Here is a 20,740-nt window from a genome sequence, read left to right on the forward strand (position 1 = left end):
GAATGACAGAGGAGTTACCGGAGATCCCCGGCTTCCGGTACGCCCGACCGCTAGGCAGGACCGTTCACCTGTACCGCGCCGCGGACGGTGAGGTCGCGGTGAAGCTGCTCGTCGACCCGCCGCGGGTGGCCGAGATCAGGACGGTGGCGGGTCTGCGGCATCCCGGCATCGCGAGCGCCGAGCGCGCCGGACGGACCCGCGCGGGCATGCCGTACCTGGTGATGAGGTACTTCCCGGACGGTGACCTGGCCGCCGCGGCACCGATGCCCTTCGCGCGCGTGCTGGAGATCGGGATGGGCGTCGCCGACGCCCTGCACGCCGCGCACCAGGCAGGTGTCCTGCACCGCGACGTGAAGCCCGCCAACCTGCTGCGCGACGAGCACGGGCAGGTGTACCTGACCGACTTCGGCACCACCGGCGGAGACCACCTGCTGTGGACCGCGCCCGAGGTGCTCAGCAGCGGTGCGCACAGCGTCCGTGCGGACGTCTTCTCGCTCGGCGCGACGCTGTGGCACCTGCTCGCGGGCCATTCGCCGTTCGTGGTGCCGCGTGGCGACAACTCCCGCGTGGCGATCGCGCAGCGCATCCTGCTCAGCGCGGCGCCGCCGTCCGGCAGGGCACCTGTTTCCCTCGAAACACTGCTGCGCCAGGCGATGTCCGCCGATCCGTCCGCCCGACCGGCGTCCGCGGGCGAGTTCGCCGAGCGGCTCCGGCAGATCCACGAGGAGTCGGCTCCGACCGCCGCACTGGCAGCGGTCGTCGTCCCAGCCGGTCCGCCGGATCCGCCCGCGCGCCGGAAGTCCCGCTGGCCGCTGTACGCCGGAGTGGCCGGGGCCGTCGCCGTGGTCGGCATCACCAGTGCGCTCCTCCTGCAGGACAAGGGCTCCGTGCAGATGCCGACCGGGGCGCAGCCGCAGAGCGCGGCCGAGGGCGGATCCGCCGGCGAGGTCGTGGTCACCGTGGTCCGCGTGAACCCGCAGACGCTCCGCTTCTCGTGGACCTACCCGTCACCGCAGCCCGGTGACACGTTCGTCTGGCGCACCAACGACGAGCTCAAGACCGGCACCGTCAGCGAGCCGTCGGTCGAGCTGACCGCGTCGGGCACGCTGTGCGTCGAGGTGCGGGTCGTCCGGGCCGGCGGCGCGAGCTCCCGGGACTGGTCGCCGGAGGGCTGCGGCTCCTGAACCTCCTGAAGGGACGGGCAACGTCCTGATAGGACGTTGCCCGGCCCTTCAGGACCTACTTCGCTGCTACGACAGTCGTTTCGAGCTGGCGTTCGTTGTCGCCCGGGTTGTTGTCCTCGCGGCCGTCGAGGCGTACCCGTGCCTTCAACGTCACCTTGCCGAGCGCCGCGTCCTGCGCGGAGTAGGTGTACGCGAACGGCAGGACCACCGTGCCGTCCTTCGCCACCTGCCCGCGAACCGTGCCGACGACGGTGTGGTAGCCGTCCGGCCTGCGGCGGAGCAGTTCGGCGACGACGCCCTCGGCGTAGCCGGTGCTGGTGACCGACACCTCGACCCGCCCGGTCTCACCGGCCGTCGCGGTCGCGGGCGCGACGACGTTCGACACGGTCACGTCGTGCGTCTCGACCTTCAGCTTCTGCGTGGAGGAGCCGGAACGGCCGTCCGCCGTGTAGCCGGTGATCGTGACCTCGTACTCGCCGTCGGCGGCGTACCGGTGCCAGACCTCCGCCGTGCCGGGCACCGCCGGGATCGGGGCGGACGTGCCGTCCCCGAACCGCACCTCGCCGCCCGCGAGCCAGCGTCCCGCCGGATCGCCGGGATCGATGCCGAACCGGACGTCGTCGAAGACGCCGGGCTGCTGCGGCGACACCCACCACGCGGTGGGCTTGATCGGTGGCGCCTCGGCCAGCCGCAACGTCAGCGGTCCCGCGCCGTACACGTCGTCCGCGACCCGGACGTAGTAGGTCTCACCGGGCGTCGCCGCGAAGATCGCCGGGTCGTGCGCGCTCTGCCGGCAGTCCACCTCGGTCAGTGCGCTGCCGCGGAACACGGCGACACCCGCGTTGCTCCGGCTGTCGCCGACCTTCGCCGCGATGATCAGTGCACGGTCGGCCGTGTAGCGGAACCACAGCGAACGACTGGAGGAACCGTCGCAGCCCGGCCTGATCTCGCCCGTCTCGGTCGTGGCCGGTCCGGTGTCACCGGTGGCGGCGGTGTCCAGCCGGATGTCGGCGGCGGACGCGAGGTCGTCGTTGGCCGCCCGCGGCACCAGCTCGAGCCCGAACGTCACCGGCCCGGCGAACCTCGTGTCCTGCGCCAGGAGGTGGTAGGTCGTGCCGGCGGTCACCGCGAACGTGTTCGAACCGCCGCCGTGCGGGTACTGGCAGGCACCCGCCGTCCAGGTCAGTGCGCCACGCTCGCCCGTGTAGGCGGAGACGGCGGGCTTCTGGTCGTCCGGCCGGTCCGTCGTCATCCGGACGAAACCGTCAGCCGGTGCGGTGTAACGGAACCAGACGCTGCTGGTGCTCCACCAGCAGTGGGAGGGGTCGTCGTCCGCCGCGGTGCCCTCTCGGGTGTCCACAGTGGACGAGAACGGGAGTGAGGTGATCGCGGTGGCGCCGGCGAAGTCGTCGTTGGACGGAGGCGCCGCCTGGGCGGCACCGGGCGCCAGTGCCGCGGTCAGCACGACCGCGGCACCGATGGTCAAAGCACGCAAAGGAGAACCCCAGTTTTCCGCAGGCCGCTCGGCGCGGCCTCTCGTGCCTAGAGACGCGCGGAGCGGCACCGGGGATGTCAGCTGCGGGAAGTTGCGCCTTCTGCCGCAACGACCTGCGACCAACGGCTCACCTGGGTTGCTCGGCCACCAGCCAGCACAGGCAGAAGGGGTGCCCGGCAGGATCGGCGTACACCTGGAAGTCGTCCCCGGTGGTGTTCCCGATGGCCGGCTTGAGCACCTTGGCGCCCAGGGCCATGACCTGCTCGTGCGCCTCGGCGAAGTCCTCGACCCACAGGTCGAGGTGGACCTGCTGCTTGGTCGGCCCGTCCGGCCATTCCGGCGGCGTGTGGTCAGGCGCGAGCTGCACGCCGACCCGGGGAGTCCCGTCGACGATCACCATGTGCCAGTCGTCGTCCTCCTGCACCTCCCCGCCGAGAACACCCGCCCAGAAGCGGCTCTCCTGCGTGAGATCGGCGGCGTCGAAGGCGACGACCTGGAATTTGATCCGCATCACCGCATTCTGCCCACGGCCACGGCGTCCCGCATCACGGTCGCCCAGGCGCTGCGTCTGAACGGTCAGCCGATGGTGACCACCCGCGCCCAGTCGGGCGGGGTGTCCGGAACGTAGTCGGGATCGTCCTCGTCGTCCATTCCGGACGGACGTGGTCGCGGGAACAGACCCACCACCGTCCGGCAGGGTGGTGTCGCGTCAGGCCATGGGGTCTGGCCGTCGGTGAGGGCCACGACCACGTCCGGGCGGGTGCGCGAGGCCTTGGCGAAGCCCTCGCGCAGGTCGGTGCCACCGCCGCCCACCAACGGGATTCCCTCCGCCTGGCACAGCGGACCGGTGACATGGGCGGCGGCATCGCAGGACAACACCGAGACGAGATCACGGCGGCCGCCCACCGCACGGACGATCGCGGTGATCTCGAGGAGCGCGCTGCCCAGTTCCGCGTCGCTCACGGACGCGGAGGTGTCGACGATGACGACGACCTTGGGCGGCCTGCGCCGCAAGCTCGGCAGGACGACCTTCGGCACGCCGGCCGACCTGCGGGCGGGCCTGCCGTAGGTGTAGTCCTCGCCCACGCCGGGGCCGGAGACGGCGGAACGCACCGCCGCTCCCAGCAGGTCGCGCCACGGTTGCGGCGGGTGGAACGCCTCCTCCGCCCACCGTCGCCACCCCTGCGGCAGGGAGCCCGGGTGGCCCGTGATGCTCTGTGCCACGCGGAACCGGACGGCGTCCTGCTCGTGCGCGGTCAGGCCGTGCGCGCCGCCCGCCCCGAGGTCCCACTCCCGTTCCAGACCGTCCGCGCCGCTGCCGCAGTCGAGCCAGGCGAACGCGCCGGTGTGCGGGCCGAGCCGGAACTGCCGCAGGTAGTCCTCCATCAGCTGACCCGGCGGCAGCCGGAGCGCCGCCGGCCGCACGGCGTCGTCCGGGCACACCAGGCCGTCGCCGAAGACGTCGTCGTTGATCTCGCAGTCCGCCGCGATGTTCATCCGCAACCGTTCGCCGGGCCCGCTCAGTTCGTGGCGTGCCGCGAACCGGTCGCCGCGCCCGTGGTGGTCGCGGATCAGGTGGGACACCTCGTGCACCCAGATCCCGGCGAGTTCCTCCAGCGGTCTGGCGTCGACGAACGCCGGCGAGACGTAGCAACGCCAGTGCCGGTCCACCGCCATCGTCGGCACCTGCCGCGACTCCACGACTTTGAGGGCGAACAACGCCGTCGCCAGGTACGGCCGGCAGTGCACCGCGTACAGGCGGGCGGCGAACAGCTTCTCCTCGTCCAGCGTTCGCGTCGCCGTCATCAGCGGACACCCGCGACGGTCTTGGTGCGGGCCTTGGCCTGGTCCGCCCGCTGCGACAGCGACACCGCTCCGGCCAGCTGCTCGATCGCCGCGGGGACCTGCCAGTCGTCGTGCCGCAGCGTGGCGAGCGTGGACGCCGGGACGACCACCAGGTCCGGCGGGCCGGTCTCGACAGCGAGGGTCAGCAGTGCCCACGCCGCGTTCCAGCGGGCCTCGTCCGGCCGGTTGCGCACCGCGGCGACGACCCCGTCGAGCACCACCTGCCGCAGGTCGCCGCGCTCGGGCAGCACGGCCGCCGCCGGATCCGCGAGCAGGTCCTCGGGGTCGGGCAGGTCCATCCGGTCGAGGCTCGCCAGCAGCTCGAGCCCGGGACCGTCTCCCACGGTGCCCCGCACCAGCATGGACAGCACCTCCCGGGACGTGCCGGCCGCCGTCGCGAAGGCGATCAGGCGCAACGCCATCTCCCAGCTGCGCGGCGATGGCCAGGCGCCGCCGCGCAGCGCCTCGTTCTTGGGCATCTGGTGCACGAGGTTCGGCCGGGCGGCCAGCAGTGCGCACACCGCCCGGCGGGCGAACGCCACCGCGTCGGGCAGCAGTTCCGGGGCCAGCCGCGGAAGTGAGGCGGTCGGCCAGGTCCCGCCCAGTCCGCGCACCACGACCTCGTGGTCGAACGTCCACTTGAGATGGACGAACCGGTTGGCCAGCGGCGGGCTCAGCTCCCAGCTGTCGGCGGCCGAGGCGCGGGGGTTGGCGGCCGCGACGATCCGGACGCCCGGCGGCAGGCGCAGGGCGCCGACCCGGCGTTCGAGCACGACCCGCAGCAACGCGGCCTGGACGGCGGGCGGCGCGGTGGACAGCTCGTCCAGGAACAGCAGTCCGCGCCCGGCCCTGACCAGCTTGACCGCCCAGTCGGGAGGAGCCATCGGCACGCCCTGCGTCGCCGGATCGTCGCCGACGACCGGCAGGCCGGAGAAGTCCGAGGGCTCGTGCACGCTGGCGATCACCGTGGTCAGCGGCAGCCCGAGGGAGTCGGCGAGCTGGGTGAGGGCCGCGGTCTTGCCGATCCCGGGTTCACCCCACAGCAGCACCGGCAGGTCGGCGGACACGGCCAGCGTCAGTGCTTCCAGCTGCGGGTCGGCCCGCCACTCGGTGGACGTGTCGCCGAGCAGGGCGAGCAGGTCGGCGGCCACGTCCAGTGGCCGGCTGGTCGTTGATCCATTGTGGACAGTCGTCGTGGGCATGTGTCGATCACCTTGGTTCAAGTCGGAGGCCGTGCGCCGGCCGGGCGAGGAGAGGGTGGGTGAGTCAGAGGACGCGGAGAGCCGCACGCAACCGGCGAGCACGGTTTCTCGGCCGGCGAGGGTCCTTCGTGGACGGAAGTGGCCGGACGTCGTGGAGTTCCGCCCGGTACAGCCCGTGCAGGACCTTGCGCCGCGCCGCCGTCTCCAACTCGTCGCGCAACGGCCCGCTGAGCAGCAGGGCGTCCGGTCCGAGCAGGCCTTCGACGACGGCGAGGGCACCGGCGACGTCGCCGTGGTCTATCCGGGCACGGATGTCCACGAGATCCTCGGGGTGCCGGTGCGTCGTGTCGATCGCCTGCAGGCACGGCAGGCTCTGGCCGCCCAGTGCGGCCAGCAGCTCTTCCCGGCGGATCTCGTCGGGGCTGTGGTCGAGCGGTACGAGCACCCCGTCCACCACGCCGATCCGGTGCAGGTCACCGCGACAGTCGACGAGGCGCGAACTCCCTGTGCTGTCTGGACTTCGCGTCGCACCCACCGGCTGGTGTCCCGGTAGCAGCGCCGACCTGACGAGGGGGTGCAGCCGGTCGGCGTCGATCGCGCCGGCGTGCCACAGCTCCAGGTCGGGAGGCACCCAGGTCGCCGCGTCAGGCAGGACCGGCAGCGTGTTGCCACGCGGGGGAGTCGCGGCGACGCCCGGCGCGTCCAGGTCGAGCACGACGTGCTGCCTGGCACCGAGCCGGACCACGACGGAACTGCCCGCATACCCCTCGGCGCGGAGCAGCAACGCGGCCTCGGCCGCCCACCGGTGCGTGGCGCGTCCATCCGATTGGCCGGGATACTGCGTTGCCCCGCAACGTTCTCGTAGCTCGGACGTTCTGCGCGCATCCCACAGGTGACGGTGCAGATCGAGCCGGAAACGCCGGTCGGGCCGGGGATGTGGATGACCGCCGGCCCCGCTCAAGGCCCCGGACCGCTCCCACAGCGCGATGCTGATCCGTTGCCCCGCGCCGGCCCAGGCTGGCGGTGTGCGCGCGACGAGATGCACCTCGTCGCCACCGTCGGGTGGTCGGTACCGGGCGAGGGAGACGGTGAGGCCGGGGCGCAACACGCCGTCGGGCCTGATTCTCGGGAAGTGCCACCGGAGCAGGTCCGGGGTCAGGTGACGCAGGTCGGCGCGGACCAGGTCCGCGAACTGCTTGCCATGCGTACGACTCAGGGCACGGAGGGTGAAATCGACATCGACCCGCGCGGCAGCGCAGGCTCCCGACCAGTCACCGGCCAGACGGCGGGCGGTCGCGGACTCGATCATCGACGCCGGCACGGCGAACTCGCGCACGTGCGACCAGAAGGTGAGGCGGGAAGATCCATTCACGGTCGAGTGGTGCATCAGCACTCACCTTCGGTGAACGGGACCCCCGATCTGCTCGAATTGGTGATCATCGCGGACACCGTAGCAGAGCCCGCAAGGATTCAGTCGCCTGATTTCGCTGCCACCCAGCTCTCGATCCCGTCCAGGAACCGGTCCACGCCGAAGCCGAGTTCGAACGGCAGCGCGTCCCCGTCCGCCCGCTCGGGGCCGGCGAGCCCGGCCGCGTGGACGGCGGTCAGCGCCGGGTAGTCCGCCGGGTCGAGGAGCTCGGCGACGACGTGCGTGAGGTCCGCGTCGGAGCGCGGGATCCCGTTGTCGCGCTTGTGTTCGCCGGCCATGTTGATGCTGATCTGCGCCGTGCCGCGGACGACCGCGGTCAGGTGCAGGGCGGCCGCCCTCGCCTCGCCACCGGGCAGTCCGGCCGCCAGCAGGGGGCGCAGCAGGCGGTCGAGCCACGCGAGCTGGTTGGGGCCCACGGGTGCGTGGTCGAGCGGCACGCGCAGGATCCAGGGCCGGCTGTGGAAACCGGCCCACAGCGCGCCGACCCACCGCCGGACCGCCTCCCGGAAGTCCGCGGTGCCGCCGAGGTCCGGGGGAGCGCCGGCGCCGACGTCGGCGGCCACCTCCAGCAGCAGGTCCTTGCTCGGGACGTGGTTGTAGAGCGACATCGTCGAGTAGCCGAGCTCGGTGGCGACCCGCTGCATGGACACCGCGTCCAGCCCGTCCGCGTCCGCGATCCGGACCGCGGCCTGCGCGATCAGCTCCACGGTGAGCCGTGAGCGGGGCCCGCGCTGACCACGGCGGCGTTCCGTCCACAGCAGCGTGAGGCTGCGCTGCAGATCGGAGTCCTTGCTGTCACGTGTCGTCATCCGCCATCCCGTCCGGTCGCCCGGTGCCATCCTAAAACTATGTACGTCATACGTTTCTATGTATGGTGTACATAGTTTCGGCTTGGTCCCCACCTCGAACGGATTCGCCATGACCTTGACGCACGCACCGGTTCCGCCACGTCAGCAGGCCGGCTGGTGGCGCCGGCCCTGGATCGTGCCGCTGATGCTGGTGGTGGCGGCGTTCCTCGCGTTCTCCGTGCCGCCCTACCTGACCTTCGACCCGGCGCACTCGCGCCTGAAACCGCCGGAGGGCAACGACCTCTACTACCCGCTGCTGGTCGCGCACGTCCTCTTCGGCACCGTCGCGATGGCGACCGCCTGCTTCCAGGTCTGGCCGGCCTTCCGCGCGCGGCACCGGACCGGTCACCGCGTCACCGGGCGGATCTACGTCTACGCCGGGGCGTTGCCCGCCGGGGTGCTCGGCCTGTACATCGGCTGGCACACCGCGGCGGGCCCGTCGGTGTTGGTCGCCAACCTCGTGGGATCGGCGCTGTGGCTGGTGATGACGATCGCCGGACTGAGGATGGCTCTGCTGCGGCGCTACGACGAGCACCGCAGGTGGATGTCGCGCAGCTTCGCCCTCGCGATGTCGATCGCGCTGAGCCGCGTCATCAACATCCCGGCCATGATCGTGCTGACACCCCAGGTCGACACCGCGTTCGGTGGCAACGAGGAACTGATGCGGAACACCGCGACGAGCATCGGCGTCTGGCTCAGCCCTCTGCTCCTGCTGTTGCTCACGGACTGGATCCTGGAGCGCCGCAAACCCCGCGCCCGCCGTCCGGTGGCACCGAAGGCCGCGGCGCTCGCGGCGTGACCTACCGCGAACCCCGGCCGGTGACCCACTCGGCGAGTGCGGTGAGCGTGGTCTCGGCGCTGTCCGCCATGTAGTCCCGCAACGCGACCAGGTCGGCCATGGTGCGGCCGAGGACGGGATCGGTGCGGAGCAGCCGCCACGACTGCTCCGCGACGGTGCCCCGGCCCTGACCCCGCAGCGTCCAGCTCCACTCGACGATGCCGTCCTCGGCGCCGCCGACCACGAAGGCGAAAACCGTGCCGGGTTCGGCTTTCACCACCTGTGAACGGCTGGTCCACTCTTTGCCGTCCTTGCGGTTGTGGCCGCTGAACCACGCACCGACCGCGGGGCTCGCGTCGTCGTCGTAGGCGACGTCGCTCGCGTTGGGACTCCAGCGGGCGATCGCGGACACGTCGCTGACGAGCCGGTAGACGTCGGCGGGGGCGGCGTCCACCCACGCCCGGCGGGTGAAGGTGAGATCGGTCAGATCGATGTCGTTCATGACACCCATCTGACCGGCTGCCGCGAGACCGGACCATTCCCAGCGCTGCGTATCCCTGGCAGGGACACGTGCAGCGTGCGGGCCGCGCACATACTCGAACCCGTGAACGACATCGCACGGCTCGGAGAGTTCCTCAGGACGCGGCGCTCGCAGCTTCGTCCCGAGGACGTCGGCGTGCGTACGTACGACGAACGGCGCCGCGTTCCCGGTCTGCGCCGGGACGAACTGGCCCGGCTGGCCGGGGTGAGCAGCTCCTACTACACGAGGCTCGAACAGGGGCATTCCACCGGCGCCTCGCCGGAGGTGCTGGACGCGCTCGCCACCGCGTTGCGGCTGGACGAGTCCGAACGGCAGCACCTGCACGTCCTGGCCACACCGGTGAAGCAGGCACGCGTGCGCAGGCCGGCTGCCGAACGCGTCGACGAGGCGACCGCCCAGCTGCTGGCCGCACTGGCGGACGTTCCCGCCGTCGTGCTGGGCCTGCGCAGCGACGTGCTGGCCTGGAACAGGCTCGGGCACGCGTTGTTCGCCGGGCACCTGGACTTCGCCGCGGCCGGCCAGGCGGTGCGCCCGAACATGGCGCGGCTGGTGTTCCTCGACCCGCACACCCGCGAGCTCTACGCGGACTGGCAGAGCAAGGCCAGGGCGGTGGTGGGGAACCTGCGCTTGGTGGTGGGCCGGCACCCGGACGACGCCGCGCTGCACGAGCTGGTCGGGCAGCTGAGCGCGAAGAGCACCGACTTCGCCTCGATGTGGGCCGACCACCGCGTCAAAGCCTGTGCCACGGCCGTCTACGAGATGCGGCACCCGCTCGTCGGCCCGCTGACCGTCACCCAGCAGACCCTGAGCAACGGCCTCGGTCCGAGCGTCGTCGTGGCCACCGCGCGACCGGGCTCGTCCTCGCACACCGCGCTGGCGCTGCTCGCCCAAGCCACGGCCTGAACCCCCGAAAACCCCGGCAAGCAGGGCGCGGCGCTGCCGCATGCCCGAAAACAGTGAGGAAAGCATGTCCGCGAAATCTGCCCGGAAGGCACTCGTCGCCGCCGTTCTGGCCGCGAGTTCCCTCGTCCCGCTCGCAGTCCCGGCCTCGGCCGCGACCTACCCGCTGTGCGCCGCCCGCGTCGTGCAGCACTTCGACCTCGGCAAGGGGCAGACACCGGAGAGCATGGTGTTCGCCCCGGACGGCACGGCGTACGTGACGTTCGCCAAGGCCCGGCAGATCGCCGAGATCAAACCCGGCGGCAGGACCAGGGCTCTGGCCACGCTGCCCGCGCCCGCGGACGGCGGCGTGAACACACCCGCACTCGGGTTCCCGTTGACCGTCGGCATCGAGCGGGCCGCCGACGGAACTCTGTACTTCCTGTACGCCACCGGCACCGCGGACCTCACCGGCGTGTGGAGCCTGCGGCCAGGAGGCACGCCGCGGCGCATCGCGGCGCTGCCGGCGGGCAGCCTGCCCAACGGCATCGCGCTCGGCGGGCGCACCCTCTACGTCGCCGACTCGACCGGCTCCGTGTGGCAGGTGCCCACGTCCGGTGGCACCGCCACGGTCTGGTCGTCCGACCAGGCGCTCGCTCCCGCCGGGTTCCTCGGCGCGAACGGTCTCCGGCTGCGGGACGGCGCGGTGTGGGTCACCAACCTCGACCAGGGGACCATCGTGCGCATCCCGTTGCGCGCCAACGGGACCGCGGGCGGAGCGGAGGTGGTCGCCACCGGTCTGACCGGCATCGACGACTTCGCCTTCACGGGCCGCGGCACCGAGATCATCGCCGCGCTGGACACCGTCAACCAGGTCGCGCTGGTCCGGCCGGACGGCACGCACACCGTGGTCCTGACCGCCGCCGACGGACTGCAGGGCCCGACCACGGTCGTGGTGCGCGGGCGCGACGTCTACGTGCCGAGCGCCGCCTACCTCACCGGGACGGACCCCAACATGCTGCGGGCCCGCCTGGTCACTTCGACCCCGTGGCCACCAGCTTTGCGGTAATGGGTTCGAGCGCGGCCGTCAGCTCTTCGAGCTCGGCGGGGGAGAGGGCCTCGTAGGGCGCGGCAGCGAGTTCGTCGGTGAGGTCCTCGATGCCCTGCTGGAGCTCACGTCCGGCGTCGGTGAACCTGCCGTCGGCATCGACGATCCCGCGCTCGCGCAAGCCGTTCACGACTGCGGCCAGCCGCTCCTGTGACAGGTGGTGGATGCGCCCGAACGACTCCGGCGGGTGGATCCCCATCGCGATGGCGGAGAGCACGTGGGCCTCGGTGCCGCCGATGCGCGCGCCGACGAGGGCGGCGATGTGCCCGTCGCCGCGGTGCTCGCGGAGCATGGTCGCGGAGTGCCACAACCGGGCCACCGGGTCGCCCGGCACCTCGAGGGTGCGCATGGCGGCGTACATGATCCGGCCTTCGGTGGGCGCGCTGGTCGCGGCTTTGGTGGTGAGGTCGGCGGCGCGCAGGAGGCCGGGCGAGGCGGCCATCTCGGCGCCCGAGATCCGCCGCAGCGAGGCCGCGCTGCCCCGTTCCCGCGCGGCCACGGACGCCTCGGGCGGGATCTTCTCCCACGCCTTCGGGATGTGCCGCGCGGCCTCGCCGTCGGCGAAGTTGTAGAACGCCGCGTGCACGACCTCCGCCGGCACGCGCCCCAACGGCGCGGCGCGGCTGGCGAAGTAGCCGTCCCAGTAGCCGCGGTGGCCGAGCGCGGCCAGCTCCTCGTCGCACTCGCGGGCGAAGAAGGTGACGAGGCAGATCGGCTCCAGGAGCTCGAACATACGACGCGCGGTGCGGGTCATGGCCGTCATCGTGTCAGAGGACCGATGCCGTGCGCGGTGCGCGGATCACCTTGCCGGGCAGCGACAGGAAGTCCAGCACCGAGAACGCGACTGGCGGTGCGACGTCTTCCGCGAGCCGCATGACGGTGGCACGTGGATCTGCCGGCGAAGGACCAGCAGGACTTCGAGGGCGTCCTGCCCCTGTTGGGCCCGCGGCGGCGCTGGTCGCTGCGCGAATGGCTGAACCGGGTGCACCCAGGCCACGCCTGGCTCGGGGCCCTCCAGCGGTCACCAGCCGCGGTGCCGGGACCAGACCTCCCCGCCGACCAGGTGGTAGCGGTCGTGCTGGGCGGCCGTCGCGCAGGCGTGGTTGGGCAGGATCCGCAGGCGCGTGCCGATCGGCAGGTCGGGCACCGGCGCGCCGTCCCGCGTGCTCAGGACGCCGTGTTCCTGGCTCGCCCCGGTCATGACGAGGCCGGGGATCAGCGTGCCGCCGGCGTCGGCGACCAGGCCGTAACCCTGGTCGACAGCCTGCGCCTGCGTGCCGCGGTCCCGCGAGGTCGCCATCCAGCCGCCGTCGGTGATCACCCAGTTCCGGTCGCGCTGGTGCCCGATCACCGTGACGGCCACGGTGAGGGCCAGGTCGTCGGTTGTGCAGACGCCGATGCCCGCCATGACGAGGTCGAAGAAGACGTAGTTGCCCGCGCGGACCTCGGTGACGCCGGTCAGGTCCGTCGCGGCGTGGGCGGTGGGGGTGGAGCCGACGCTGACGATCTCGCACGGGAGGCCGGCGGCGCGCAGGGCCGTGGCCGCGGCGACGGCGGTGTCGCGTTCGTTCTGCGCGGCCTGGTGCAGGGCCTTTGGTGTGTAATCGAAGTAGGATTCGCCCGCGTGGGTGAGGACACCGGCGAGGTGGTCGCCGAGGGCGCGGCCGATCTCGGGCAGCGCTGGATCGGTGGCCGCGACGCCGCCGCGGTGGCCGTCGCAGTCGATCTCGATCAACGCCGGCACGCGCAGGTTTTCCTTGCGCGCGAACGAGGTCACGGCCTCGGCCTGGGCGAGCGAGTCGAGCAGGACGGTGAGCCGAACGCCGCGTCGGAGGAGTTCGGCTGCGCGCGGCAGCTTGTGCGGGGCGATGCCCACGGCGTACAGGATGTCCCGGTAGCCGGCGTCGGCGAAGTGCTCGGCCTCGGCGAGCGTCGACACGGTGATCGGTCCGCCCGCGTGCACGCGCTGCGCGACCTCGACGGACTTGGACGTCTTGACGTGCAGGCGCAGCGGGACGCCGAGCGCGGCCAGGTGGTCGCGCAGCCGTGCCGCGTTGCGGTCCAGCCGGTCGGTGTCCAGCACGGCGAACGGCGTGTCCACAGTGGTCACTCGGATGCTCCTGACGAGAGGCGGCGCAGCAGGGCGGCGGCCAGGGTGAGGTCCTGCAGGGCGAAACCGGAGCTGTCGAACACCGTGATCTCCTCGGGCGACGTCCGGCCCGTGGCGTCACCGGCGAGCACCGGCCCGAGTGCGACGGGCGTCGCGGACCCGGCGTGCTGGAACTCGCCGATCGCCCGCGACTGTTCCGGCAGGTCGCAGAACAGCGATGCGCGGCCGTACAGCGCGACGGGCAGTTCCTGCTTGCCCGGGCCGTCCGCGCCCATGGCGGAGATGTGCGTGCCGGGCATGACCCAGCTCGCGTCGAACAACGCCTGACGGGCCGTGGTGGCCGTGACCAGCACGTCCGCCGCGGCGACTCCGGCTTCGGCATCAGCGGGTTCAGCCGGCAGGCCGGTCTGCGCGGTCACGGCGGCGGCGAACTCCAGCGCCGCGTCGGCGCGTCGGCCGACGACGAGGACTCGTTCGATCGGGCGCACCCGGCTGACCGCACGCACCTCGTGCAGCGCCTGGTGACCGGTGCCGATGATGGTCAGCGTCCGGGAGTCGTTGCGCGCCAGCGTGTCCACGGCGAGCGCGTCGGCGGCGGCCGTGCGGTAGGCGTTGGCGGCCGCCGCCTCGACCACGGCGCTGAGCCGTCCGGTGGCCGGGTCGAGCAGCACGATCGTGGAACTGTGGCGCGGGAGATCGGTGTTGTCCGGCCAGAAGCTGCCGATCTTCACCCCGGCGAGCTCGCCCGCGGAACCGGACTTGAGGGTGAACCTGGTGTGCGGTGAGGAGGCGTGCCCGATCACCACCGGGAACGTCGAACCAGTCCTGGTGGCGAGGAACGCCTCCCTCGCCGCCTCCAGCGCCAGGTCGTCGTCGACGAGCGCCGCCGACTCGGCTTCACTGATGAAGGTGGTCACGGCTTGTCCTTCTTGAGTTCGGCGAGGTCGTTGTAGAGGCCGGTGCGGGAGATGCCGAGCCGCTTCGCGATGCGGGCGGGGGCGCCGCGCAGGCTGAACACGCCGGCCTCGTTCAGCGACCGGACGAGCACCAGCCGTTCGTCGCGCCCCAGCGCCGTCACGGGTACCGCGTGCGCGCGTTCGGCCCGCTCGATCAGCGACTCGACCACCTCGTCCAGGTCGCCGGAGAAGTTCGTCGTCGCGCTGATCTCCTGCGCCGGCGACAACCCGAGCAGGTCCGACAGCACGCCGGTGGCGCGGTTGATGGCCGACACGTCGATGTTGATGCACAGCGCGCCGATGAGCGTCCCGTCGACGTCGCGCAACGGCAGCGTCGTGCACTTGAGCACCCGCCCGTCCTGCGCGCGGGTGAGGTAGCCGACCTCGTTGCCGGCGTCGGCTCCAGCGGCGAGCACCCGCAGCCCGATCTCGCTCATCGCGTCGCCGGGCACGCGTCCGGTGACCGACCCCGCGACGGCGACGACCGACCGTTCCGGGTCGCGGTAGTCGTGCAGCACGACCTCGCAGCTGCGGCCGAAGGTCGCCGCGATGCCGTCGAGCACGGGCGCCAGCGCGGCGAACACGGCGTCCGCGGTGTTGTCCGGCACGCTCGACCTCCTGTTCTGAACGAAGTGTCACGTTCTGAACAAACTGTCTCACGAAGGTGCCGTCAGTGCGCTGTGGTGCTCGCCACGGAGGGCTCAGGGAGCGATGTACGGCGGCGCCTCGCCCCAGCCCCACTTCGGCACCGGCGCCCCGTGGAACGGCGTGGCGTCCGCCGCGGAGTTCTGCACGGCGAGCCGGGTGCCCCACTCCAGGTAGGACACGAAAGCGGAACGGAACTCCGGGTCGTCCGGCAGCGCCACCTCGTCCGCCGCGTCCATGACCAGGTTCAGCCAGCGGCGGCGCTGCTCCTCGGTGATGGCCCGGCCGATGTGCTGGGAGAGCATGAACTCGTAGCCGCCGCGCTCCTCGGTGTACGCGGCCGGCCCGCCGAACACCTCGCCCAGCCACAGCGCCACGTACCGCGCGTGGCCGGGGTCCATGCCGGCGAACACCGGCGCGAGCAGCGCGTCGTCCGCGACCCTGCGGTAGAACGCCTCGGTCAGCCGGAGCAGCGCCTCCGCGCCCCCGGCCCACGTGTAGAGAGAAGGTGTTGACTGGTCGTTGATCACGACGCCACTCCAGCAGCACGCGAAATGCCCGGCAAGTACGCACTTTTTGGTGAGGAGCGCCGATGTACAACTGCCCGGTCGAGCTGGCCCTCGACGTCATCGGCGGCAAGTGGCGCGCGGTGATCCTCGCGCACCTGAAGCAACGACCGCACCACTACGGCGACCTTCGCCGCAAGGTGCCCGGGATCAGCGAGAAGATGTTCGTGCAGCGGCTGCGCGAGCTGCAGGAGTCCGGTCTGGTGGCACGGACCGAGGTGCTTCCGCACGTCGAGTACTCGCTTACCGACGAGGGCCGCAGCCTCGGACCCGCCCTGCAGGCCCTCTACGACTGGGGTGTCGAGCGCGCCGCCCGCACCGGTGCGAGCATTGTGGGCACATGATCACCACACCTCTGACCGACGAGCTCGTGCGTGGCGCCGCCGAACTGGAGGCCACGGCACGTGGCGTGCGCCCGCATCGCCTGCCCGCATGGGTGCGCGAACGCTTCCCCGACCCGCAGCTGATGACCGCGGAGAGCAGGCCTTCCGGTGTACGCCTGGTGCTGGCCACCGAAGCCCGCACGATCGAGCTGGTCCTGCACCCGACCTCGGTCTCCTACAGCGGCGTCGAGCGGTCGCGGGGCAGCGTTGATCTGGTGGTCGACGGAGAGCTGGTCGCCGGCGAGCAGCTCGAGGGCGGCGACCACGCCGAGCTCGACGTGCGGACCGGAGCACGTGAGTTCCGCGAGGGCCCGCCGTTCACCGCGCGGTTCGCCGATCTCGCCGCCGGCGACAAGGTCGTCGAGATCTGGCTGCCCCACAACGAGGTGGTGGACCTGGTCGCACTGCGCACGGACGCCCCGGTGCGCCCGGCCGGCTCGGACCGCCGAATCTGGCTGCACCACGGCAGTTCGATCAGCAGCGGCTCCAACGCGGCCACACCGGCCCGCATCTGGCCCGCGGTCGCCGCACGCCGCGGTGGGGTCGAGCTGCACAACCTCGGGTTCGGCGGCAGCGCGCTGGTCGACCCGTTCGTCGCGCGGGTGATGAGGGACCGCCCCGCCGACCTGATCAGCGTCAAGTTCGGCATCAACGTCGTGAACTTCGACGTCATGCGGCTGCGGGCCTTCGTGCCGGCCGTGCACGGCTTCCTCGACACGATCCGCGACGGCCACCCCGCCACGCCGCTCGTGCTGATGTCGCCGATCTTCTGCGGCGCCTACGAGGACACACCGGGACCGGGCGGCATGGACCTGGAGGCCCTCGGCGCGGGCAAGATCGTCTTCACCGCCACCGGTCCGCACGGCGACGCGCCGCAGCTGACGTTGCGGATCGTCCGCGAGGCACTGGCGTCGCTGGCCGAACGCCGCGAGGACGACCCGAACCTGCACTACCTGGACGGCACGCGCCTCTATGGCGAACAGGACGCCGTCACGCACCCGTTGCCCGACGCCCTGCACCCCGACACGGCCACGCACGAACTGATCGGCGAGCGTTTCGCGCGGTACGCGTTCGCCGGTCCGTTCGCTGCCCGGTAGGGACCGTTCCGTTGGGACGGAAGACGCGCTGGTTACGATGACGCCAATGCCGGGGTCGTAGCGCAGAGGCAGTCGCACCGGACTCCACATCCAGATCACGCCGGTTCGAATCCGGCCGCCCCGGCAGGCCAGGTCCCGTAGCGCAGAGGCAGACGCGCCGCCTTGTCAGGGCGGATCACGCCGGTTCGAATCCGGCCGGGACCGCACCATGACGGACAGGATCACCGAAGCCGATCTCGCGACGTTCCACGAGGCCGTCGCGCGGTTGCGCGCGCTTCCGGCCGACGACCCGGTGCGGCTCAAGGCGGAGCGGGTCGCCGAGTCGTTCGCGCGTGAGGGCAGGAAGAGCCGCAGGAAGGTGCGCGGGGCCGAGCACGCCCTGGCCGACGCCGCCGTCGACGCCGCGACCGCCACGGGCGCGCTGGACCGCCGTGAGGACGCGCCGCTGCCGCCCGTCGAGGACGCGCGGGAACGGGAGCTGGCGCGCGCCCGTCGTTGTTATGTGTGCAAGGAGCTCTACCGGCGCGCCGACGCGTTCTACCACCGGCTGTGCCCGGCCTGTGCGCGGGAGAACACCGAGCGCCGCAGCGCGCGCACCGACCTGACCGGACGGCGGGCGCTGCTCACCGGCGGGCGAGTCAAGATCGGGTTCCAGGTGGCGTTGATGCTGCTGCGGGACGGGGCCGAACTGCTCGTCACGACCAGGTTCCCGCGGGACGCGCGGCGGCGGTTCGAGGAGGCTCCCGGCAGCGCGGAGTGGCTGCACCGGTTGACGGTCGTCGGCATCGACCTGCGTGATCCGCGGCAGGTGCTCGGGCTCACCGAGTCGCTGCGCGAGGACGGCCGGCCGCTCGACGTGCTGGTCAACAACGCGGCGCAGACCGTGCGCCGGCCGCCGGAGTCGTACGCGGCGTTGATCGCCGGCGAGAGCGGTGCGCAACCGCACAACGCCCTGCTGGCGCCCGGTTTCAGTCCGATGCTGGCGCTGGAGCAGAACAGCGGCGCGCTGGCGCTCGCCGAGATCGACGAGGCCGGGCTGCTGCCGGACACGGCGCCGGTCAACTCGTGGTCGGCCAGGGTCGGCGAGCTCGACGCGGCCGAGGTGCTGGAGACGCAGCTGGTCAACGCGCTCGCGCCGACGTTGTTGTGCGACCGGTTGCTGCCGTTGCTGCTCGCGTCGCCGCATTCGCGCCGGTACGTCGTCAACGTGACCGCTGTGGAGGGCCGGTTCGCCGTGCGGAACAAGACTTCCGGTCATCCGCACACGAACATGGCCAAGGCCGCGCTCAACATGCTGACCCGCACCAGTGGGCCGGACCTCGCGGAGCAGGGCGTCTACATGTGTTCCGTCGACACCGGCTGGATCACCGACGAGAACCCGGCGCCGAAGAAGGCGCGGCTGGCGGAGGTCGGCTTCCGCACACCGCTCGACGTCGTGGACGGTGCGGCACGGGTCTACGACCCGATCGTGCGAGGTGAGGCGGGAGAGCCGTTCGCCGGGGTGTTCCTGAAGGACTACCGGGAGGCGGCGTGGTGAGCTCGCTGGAACCGCTGCTGGCCTGGCTGCGCACCGGGACGACCGCGGGGCGGCGGCTGGACTTCCCGACGGGCACCGCGCTTCCCGACGGCAGGCTGGACCTGTGCAAGCAGGACCTCGGACCCGGTGGTGCGGCCTTGGTGGCGCAGGCGTTGCGCCCCGGCGTGGTCAAGCACCTGCTGCTGGGCACCGACGGTCTCGGCGACGGCGCGGCCGAGGTGGCGGGGGAGGCGGTGCAGCGCGAGGTCGAGACGCTCTACCTGGGTTGCAACGGGATCACCGCCGGCGGCGCGTGCCGCATCGCGGACAACCTGCGGATGTCGCCGCAGGCGAGCCGCGTGACCGGCATCTGGCTCAAGCGCAACCCGATCGGCGACGGTGACGCGGCGGCCGGGCTCGTCGAGTCCGCACGGTCGTTGCGCACGCTCGACCTCGTCCAGACCGGCCTCGACGCCGCCGCCGTGCAACGGCTGGTGGCAGCCGTGATCACCGCGGCCGCCGCCGGCAGGCCCGTGGAACGTCTTTACCTCGGCGGAAACCCGCTCGGCCCGGCCGGCGCGGCCCACCTGGCGGCGTTGCTGGCCGCCGACGCGGTGAGCGAGCTGTACGTGTCCGCGGCGGGGCTGGGCGACGCCGGCGCGCACACCATCGCCGACGCACTCGTCTCCGGCCGGCTGCGGCGGATCTCGCTGGCCAGCAACGGAATCGGCCCGCGGGCCGCCGCCCGCCTGGTGGCCGCGGCGGCGACCGCGGGCGTCGAGGTGTGCGATCTCGGCCGGGTCAAGGCCGCCGGGGTGCTGGGCGCCGGGGACAACAGGCTGGACGCCCAGGCCACGACGGCCATCGCGGACGCGCTGGCGGAGCGGCCGCATCGGTTGCGGCATCTGGTGCTGAGCAACACCGGCCTCGGCAGCCAAGCGGCCCACCGGTTGCTCGACGGAGCCCAGCGCGCCGCCACGCCCACCCGTTTCGTGCTGGGCAAGGGAGTCGCGGGCAGCATCCGGCGCAGGCTCGACGCGCTGAGCGCCGCGATCCCCGAACGGCCTCCGGTGCCCGCGGACGTGGCGGCGGTGCGCAGCGTGCACCGCCAGCCGGTCGACTAGTAGTGCTTTGTTAGGTGGGATGTTCGGGTGGCTGTCGTGTGTGATCTTCTTGTCGGGTGCGTCCGGAGGAGATGGCTCGGGTTCGGCCGGTGATCGAGGACTTCGCGGCGTCGATGTTCGGTGGGTTCGCGCGGCGTGATCAGCGGGCGAAGGGCGAGCTGTATCTGCGTGGGCTGATGCTGGACGGCAAGCGCAAGTCGATGCAGCCGATGGCGGCTCGGCTCGGGGTCGATCATCAGCAGTTGCAGCAGTTCGTGTCCACCTCGACGTGGGATCACGTCGAGGTGCGCCGCCGCCTGGCCGGGTGGGCCGGCGAGTTCGTCGATCCGGACGCGCTGGTCATCGATGACACCGGGTTTCCCAAGGACGGCAAGGATTCTCCTGGTGTGGCACGCATGTACTGCGGAGCGCTGGGCAAGACCGGGAACTGTCAGGTCGGGGTGAGCGTGCACGCGGTCACCGACTGGGCCTCGGCCGCGATCGACTGGCGACTGTTCCTGCCGGAATCATGGGACGACGAGAAAGCCGCCGACGAGCACGCCGCCGCGCAGATCCGGGCGCGCCGGGCGCGCAGCCAGGTCCCGGACGAGGTGCGGCATCGGGAGAAGTGGCGCCTCGCGCTGGACATGCTCGACGAGGTCACCGGAGAATGGGGCCTGCCAGAGCGGCCGGTGGTCGCGGACGCCGGCTACGGCGATGCCACCGAGTTCCGGCTCGGGCTGACCGAACGCGGCCTGACCTACGTGCTGGCCGTCAGCCCCGCGGCGACCGCGCACCCCGCCGAGGAGGTGCCGACGACCGCGGCCTGGATCGGCAACGGCCGCCCGCCCGGACCGCGCTATGCCGACAAGCCAACAGATTTGAAGTCCCTGGCCATCGCCGCCGGACGCGGCGCGGGCAAGTTCGTGGTCTGGCGCCACGGAACCAAGAAGTCGCCCGGCAACCCGACCGCGAGCATGCGATCGAGGTTCCTCGCGCTGCGGGTCCGCCCGGCCAACCGCAACATCCCGAGAGCCGAGGATGGGAGCCTGCCC

21 protein-coding genes and 2 tRNA genes are annotated in these 20,740 nt (G+C 72.0%); 11 read left to right on the plus strand and 12 right to left on the minus strand.

Annotated elements, in window-relative coordinates:
• Window positions 1-2: 2 nt before the first annotated feature.
• The gene (locus tag LX88_RS16715; RefSeq protein ID WP_258948695.1) at window positions 3-1,184 is read left to right on the plus strand and encodes a serine/threonine-protein kinase; all 1,182 of its coding nucleotides are present in this window, start codon (window positions 3-5) and stop codon (window positions 1,182-1,184) included.
• A 55-nt stretch (window positions 1,185-1,239) separates the two neighbouring features.
• On the opposite strand, the gene LX88_RS16720 is transcribed toward LX88_RS16715, so the two are convergent.
• From LX88_RS16720 to LX88_RS16745, 6 genes are all read right to left on the minus strand, one after another.
• The gene (locus LX88_RS16720) at window positions 1,240-2,679 is read right to left on the minus strand and encodes a hypothetical protein (RefSeq protein WP_258948696.1); all 1,440 of its coding nucleotides are present in this window, start codon (window positions 2,677-2,679) and stop codon (window positions 1,240-1,242) included.
• Window positions 2,680-2,806: 127 nt separating this feature from the next.
• Window positions 2,807-3,190: a VOC family protein gene (locus LX88_RS16725; RefSeq protein WP_258948697.1), complete on the minus strand. Its 384-nt coding sequence runs from the start codon at window positions 3,188-3,190 to the stop codon at window positions 2,807-2,809.
• A 65-nt stretch (window positions 3,191-3,255) separates the two neighbouring features.
• Window positions 3,256-4,485 carry a vWA domain-containing protein gene (locus tag LX88_RS16730; RefSeq protein ID WP_258948698.1) on the minus strand — a complete coding sequence of 410 codons (1,230 nt, stop codon included), beginning with the start codon at window positions 4,483-4,485 and terminating at the stop codon, window positions 3,256-3,258.
• Window positions 4,485-5,726, minus strand: a complete 1,242-nt coding sequence (locus LX88_RS16735) for an AAA family ATPase (RefSeq protein ID WP_258948699.1) — start codon at window positions 5,724-5,726, stop codon at window positions 4,485-4,487. The genes LX88_RS16730 and LX88_RS16735 overlap by 1 nt, the downstream gene beginning before the upstream one ends.
• A 64-nt stretch (window positions 5,727-5,790) precedes the next feature.
• On the minus strand, window positions 5,791-7,113 hold the full coding sequence (locus LX88_RS16740; RefSeq protein ID WP_258948700.1) for a hypothetical protein: 1,323 nt from the start codon (window positions 7,111-7,113) through the stop codon (window positions 5,791-5,793).
• Between the two features lie 83 nt (window positions 7,114-7,196).
• Window positions 7,197-7,964 (minus strand): TetR/AcrR family transcriptional regulator, encoded by a 768-nt coding sequence (locus LX88_RS16745; protein WP_258948701.1) that lies wholly within the window; start codon window positions 7,962-7,964, stop codon window positions 7,197-7,199.
• A 109-nt stretch (window positions 7,965-8,073) separates the two neighbouring features.
• Here LX88_RS16745 and LX88_RS16750 point away from each other — a divergent pair, with 109 nt between their 5' ends.
• Window positions 8,074-8,802, plus strand: coding sequence for a DUF2306 domain-containing protein (locus LX88_RS16750; protein WP_258948702.1), 729 nt, complete (start codon window positions 8,074-8,076; stop codon window positions 8,800-8,802).
• A gap of 1 nt (window position 8,803) precedes the next feature.
• Here the strand turns inward: LX88_RS16750 and LX88_RS16755 are convergent, their stop codons facing one another.
• Window positions 8,804-9,283, minus strand: coding sequence for an SRPBCC family protein (locus LX88_RS16755; protein ID WP_258948703.1), 480 nt, complete (start codon window positions 9,281-9,283; stop codon window positions 8,804-8,806).
• A 102-nt stretch (window positions 9,284-9,385) separates the two neighbouring features.
• Here LX88_RS16755 and LX88_RS16760 point away from each other — a divergent pair, with 102 nt between their 5' ends.
• Entirely contained in the window at window positions 9,386-10,225 is an 840-nt protein-coding gene (locus LX88_RS16760) for a helix-turn-helix domain-containing protein (RefSeq protein ID WP_258948704.1), read from the plus strand.
• A gap of 64 nt (window positions 10,226-10,289) precedes the next feature.
• Complete coding sequence (locus LX88_RS16765) at window positions 10,290-11,270, plus strand: hypothetical protein (protein ID WP_258948705.1); 981 nt, start codon at window positions 10,290-10,292, stop codon at window positions 11,268-11,270.
• On the opposite strand, the gene LX88_RS16770 is transcribed toward LX88_RS16765, so the two are convergent.
• From LX88_RS16770 to LX88_RS16790, 5 genes are all read right to left on the minus strand, one after another.
• A complete protein-coding gene (locus tag LX88_RS16770; RefSeq protein ID WP_258948706.1) occupies window positions 11,236-12,063 on the minus strand; it encodes an SCO6745 family protein in 828 nt (275 codons plus the stop codon). The genes LX88_RS16765 and LX88_RS16770 overlap by 35 nt on opposite strands.
• Window positions 12,064-12,330: 267 nt before the next feature.
• Complete coding sequence (locus LX88_RS16775) at window positions 12,331-13,419, minus strand: alanine racemase (RefSeq protein WP_258948707.1); 1,089 nt, start codon at window positions 13,417-13,419, stop codon at window positions 12,331-12,333.
• The gene (locus LX88_RS16780; protein WP_258948708.1) at window positions 13,416-14,336 is read right to left on the minus strand and encodes an ornithine cyclodeaminase family protein; all 921 of its coding nucleotides are present in this window, start codon (window positions 14,334-14,336) and stop codon (window positions 13,416-13,418) included. The genes LX88_RS16775 and LX88_RS16780 overlap by 4 nt, the downstream gene beginning before the upstream one ends.
• Complete coding sequence (locus LX88_RS16785; protein WP_258948709.1) at window positions 14,333-14,983, minus strand: helix-turn-helix transcriptional regulator; 651 nt, start codon at window positions 14,981-14,983, stop codon at window positions 14,333-14,335. The genes LX88_RS16780 and LX88_RS16785 overlap by 4 nt, the downstream gene beginning before the upstream one ends.
• Before the next feature lie 93 nt (window positions 14,984-15,076).
• On the minus strand, window positions 15,077-15,550 hold the full coding sequence (locus LX88_RS16790) for a group II truncated hemoglobin (protein ID WP_258948710.1): 474 nt from the start codon (window positions 15,548-15,550) through the stop codon (window positions 15,077-15,079).
• A 62-nt stretch (window positions 15,551-15,612) separates the two neighbouring features.
• On the opposite strand from LX88_RS16790, the gene LX88_RS16795 reads away from it, so the two are divergent.
• The 7 genes from LX88_RS16795 to LX88_RS16825 form a co-directional block, all read left to right on the plus strand.
• Window positions 15,613-15,930 carry a winged helix-turn-helix transcriptional regulator gene (locus LX88_RS16795; RefSeq protein ID WP_258948711.1) on the plus strand — a complete coding sequence of 106 codons (318 nt, stop codon included), beginning with the start codon at window positions 15,613-15,615 and terminating at the stop codon, window positions 15,928-15,930.
• Window positions 15,927-17,066: a GDSL-type esterase/lipase family protein gene (locus LX88_RS16800; RefSeq protein WP_258948712.1), complete on the plus strand. Its 1,140-nt coding sequence runs from the start codon at window positions 15,927-15,929 to the stop codon at window positions 17,064-17,066. The genes LX88_RS16795 and LX88_RS16800 overlap by 4 nt, the downstream gene beginning before the upstream one ends.
• 50 nt (window positions 17,067-17,116) lie before the next feature.
• Window positions 17,117-17,190: transfer RNA gene (locus LX88_RS16805), tRNA-Trp, on the plus strand.
• Window positions 17,191-17,197: 7 nt separating this feature from the next.
• Window positions 17,198-17,270 (plus strand) — tRNA-Asp (locus LX88_RS16810).
• A gap of 4 nt (window positions 17,271-17,274) precedes the next feature.
• Window positions 17,275-18,603 carry an SDR family NAD(P)-dependent oxidoreductase gene (locus LX88_RS16815; RefSeq protein WP_258948713.1) on the plus strand — a complete coding sequence of 443 codons (1,329 nt, stop codon included), beginning with the start codon at window positions 17,275-17,277 and terminating at the stop codon, window positions 18,601-18,603.
• A complete protein-coding gene (locus tag LX88_RS16820) occupies window positions 18,597-19,706 on the plus strand; it encodes a leucine-rich repeat domain-containing protein (protein ID WP_258948714.1) in 1,110 nt (369 codons plus the stop codon). Before LX88_RS16815 ends, LX88_RS16820 begins: the two co-directional genes overlap by 7 nt.
• 71 nt (window positions 19,707-19,777) lie before the next feature.
• Window positions 19,778-20,740 (plus strand): IS701 family transposase (locus LX88_RS16825; protein WP_258948715.1); only part of this gene is annotated, 963 nt, incomplete at its 3' end.

The organism is Lentzea californiensis, from assembly GCF_024648825.1.
Lineage (GTDB): Bacteria > Actinomycetota > Actinomycetes > Mycobacteriales > Pseudonocardiaceae > Lentzea > Lentzea californiensis.

Bases quoted from the DNA above. Each gene is read 5' to 3' on its own strand.
- LX88_RS16715 (WP_258948695.1), top strand. From the start codon at position 3: ATGACAGAGGAGTTACCGGAGATCCCCGGCTTCCGGTACGCCCGACCG.
- LX88_RS16725 (WP_258948697.1), bottom strand. From the start codon at position 3,190: ATGCGGATCAAATTCCAGGTCGTCGCCTTCGACGCCGCCGATCTCACG.
- LX88_RS16730 (WP_258948698.1), bottom strand. From the start codon at position 4,485: ATGACGGCGACGCGAACGCTGGACGAGGAGAAGCTGTTCGCCGCCCGC.
- LX88_RS16735 (WP_258948699.1), bottom strand. From the start codon at position 5,726: ATGCCCACGACGACTGTCCACAATGGATCAACGACCAGCCGGCCACTG.
- LX88_RS16740 (WP_258948700.1), bottom strand. From the start codon at position 7,113: ATGCACCACTCGACCGTGAATGGATCTTCCCGCCTCACCTTCTGGTCG.
- LX88_RS16745 (WP_258948701.1), bottom strand. From the start codon at position 7,964: ATGACGACACGTGACAGCAAGGACTCCGATCTGCAGCGCAGCCTCACG.
- LX88_RS16750 (WP_258948702.1), top strand. From the start codon at position 8,074: ATGACCTTGACGCACGCACCGGTTCCGCCACGTCAGCAGGCCGGCTGG.
- LX88_RS16755 (WP_258948703.1), bottom strand. From the start codon at position 9,283: ATGAACGACATCGATCTGACCGATCTCACCTTCACCCGCCGGGCGTGG.
- LX88_RS16765 (WP_258948705.1), top strand. From the start codon at position 10,290: ATGTCCGCGAAATCTGCCCGGAAGGCACTCGTCGCCGCCGTTCTGGCC.
- LX88_RS16770 (WP_258948706.1), bottom strand. From the start codon at position 12,063: ATGACCCGCACCGCGCGTCGTATGTTCGAGCTCCTGGAGCCGATCTGC.
- LX88_RS16795 (WP_258948711.1), top strand. From the start codon at position 15,613: ATGTACAACTGCCCGGTCGAGCTGGCCCTCGACGTCATCGGCGGCAAG.
- LX88_RS16800 (WP_258948712.1), top strand. From the start codon at position 15,927: ATGATCACCACACCTCTGACCGACGAGCTCGTGCGTGGCGCCGCCGAA.
- LX88_RS16815 (WP_258948713.1), top strand. From the start codon at position 17,275: ATGACGGACAGGATCACCGAAGCCGATCTCGCGACGTTCCACGAGGCC.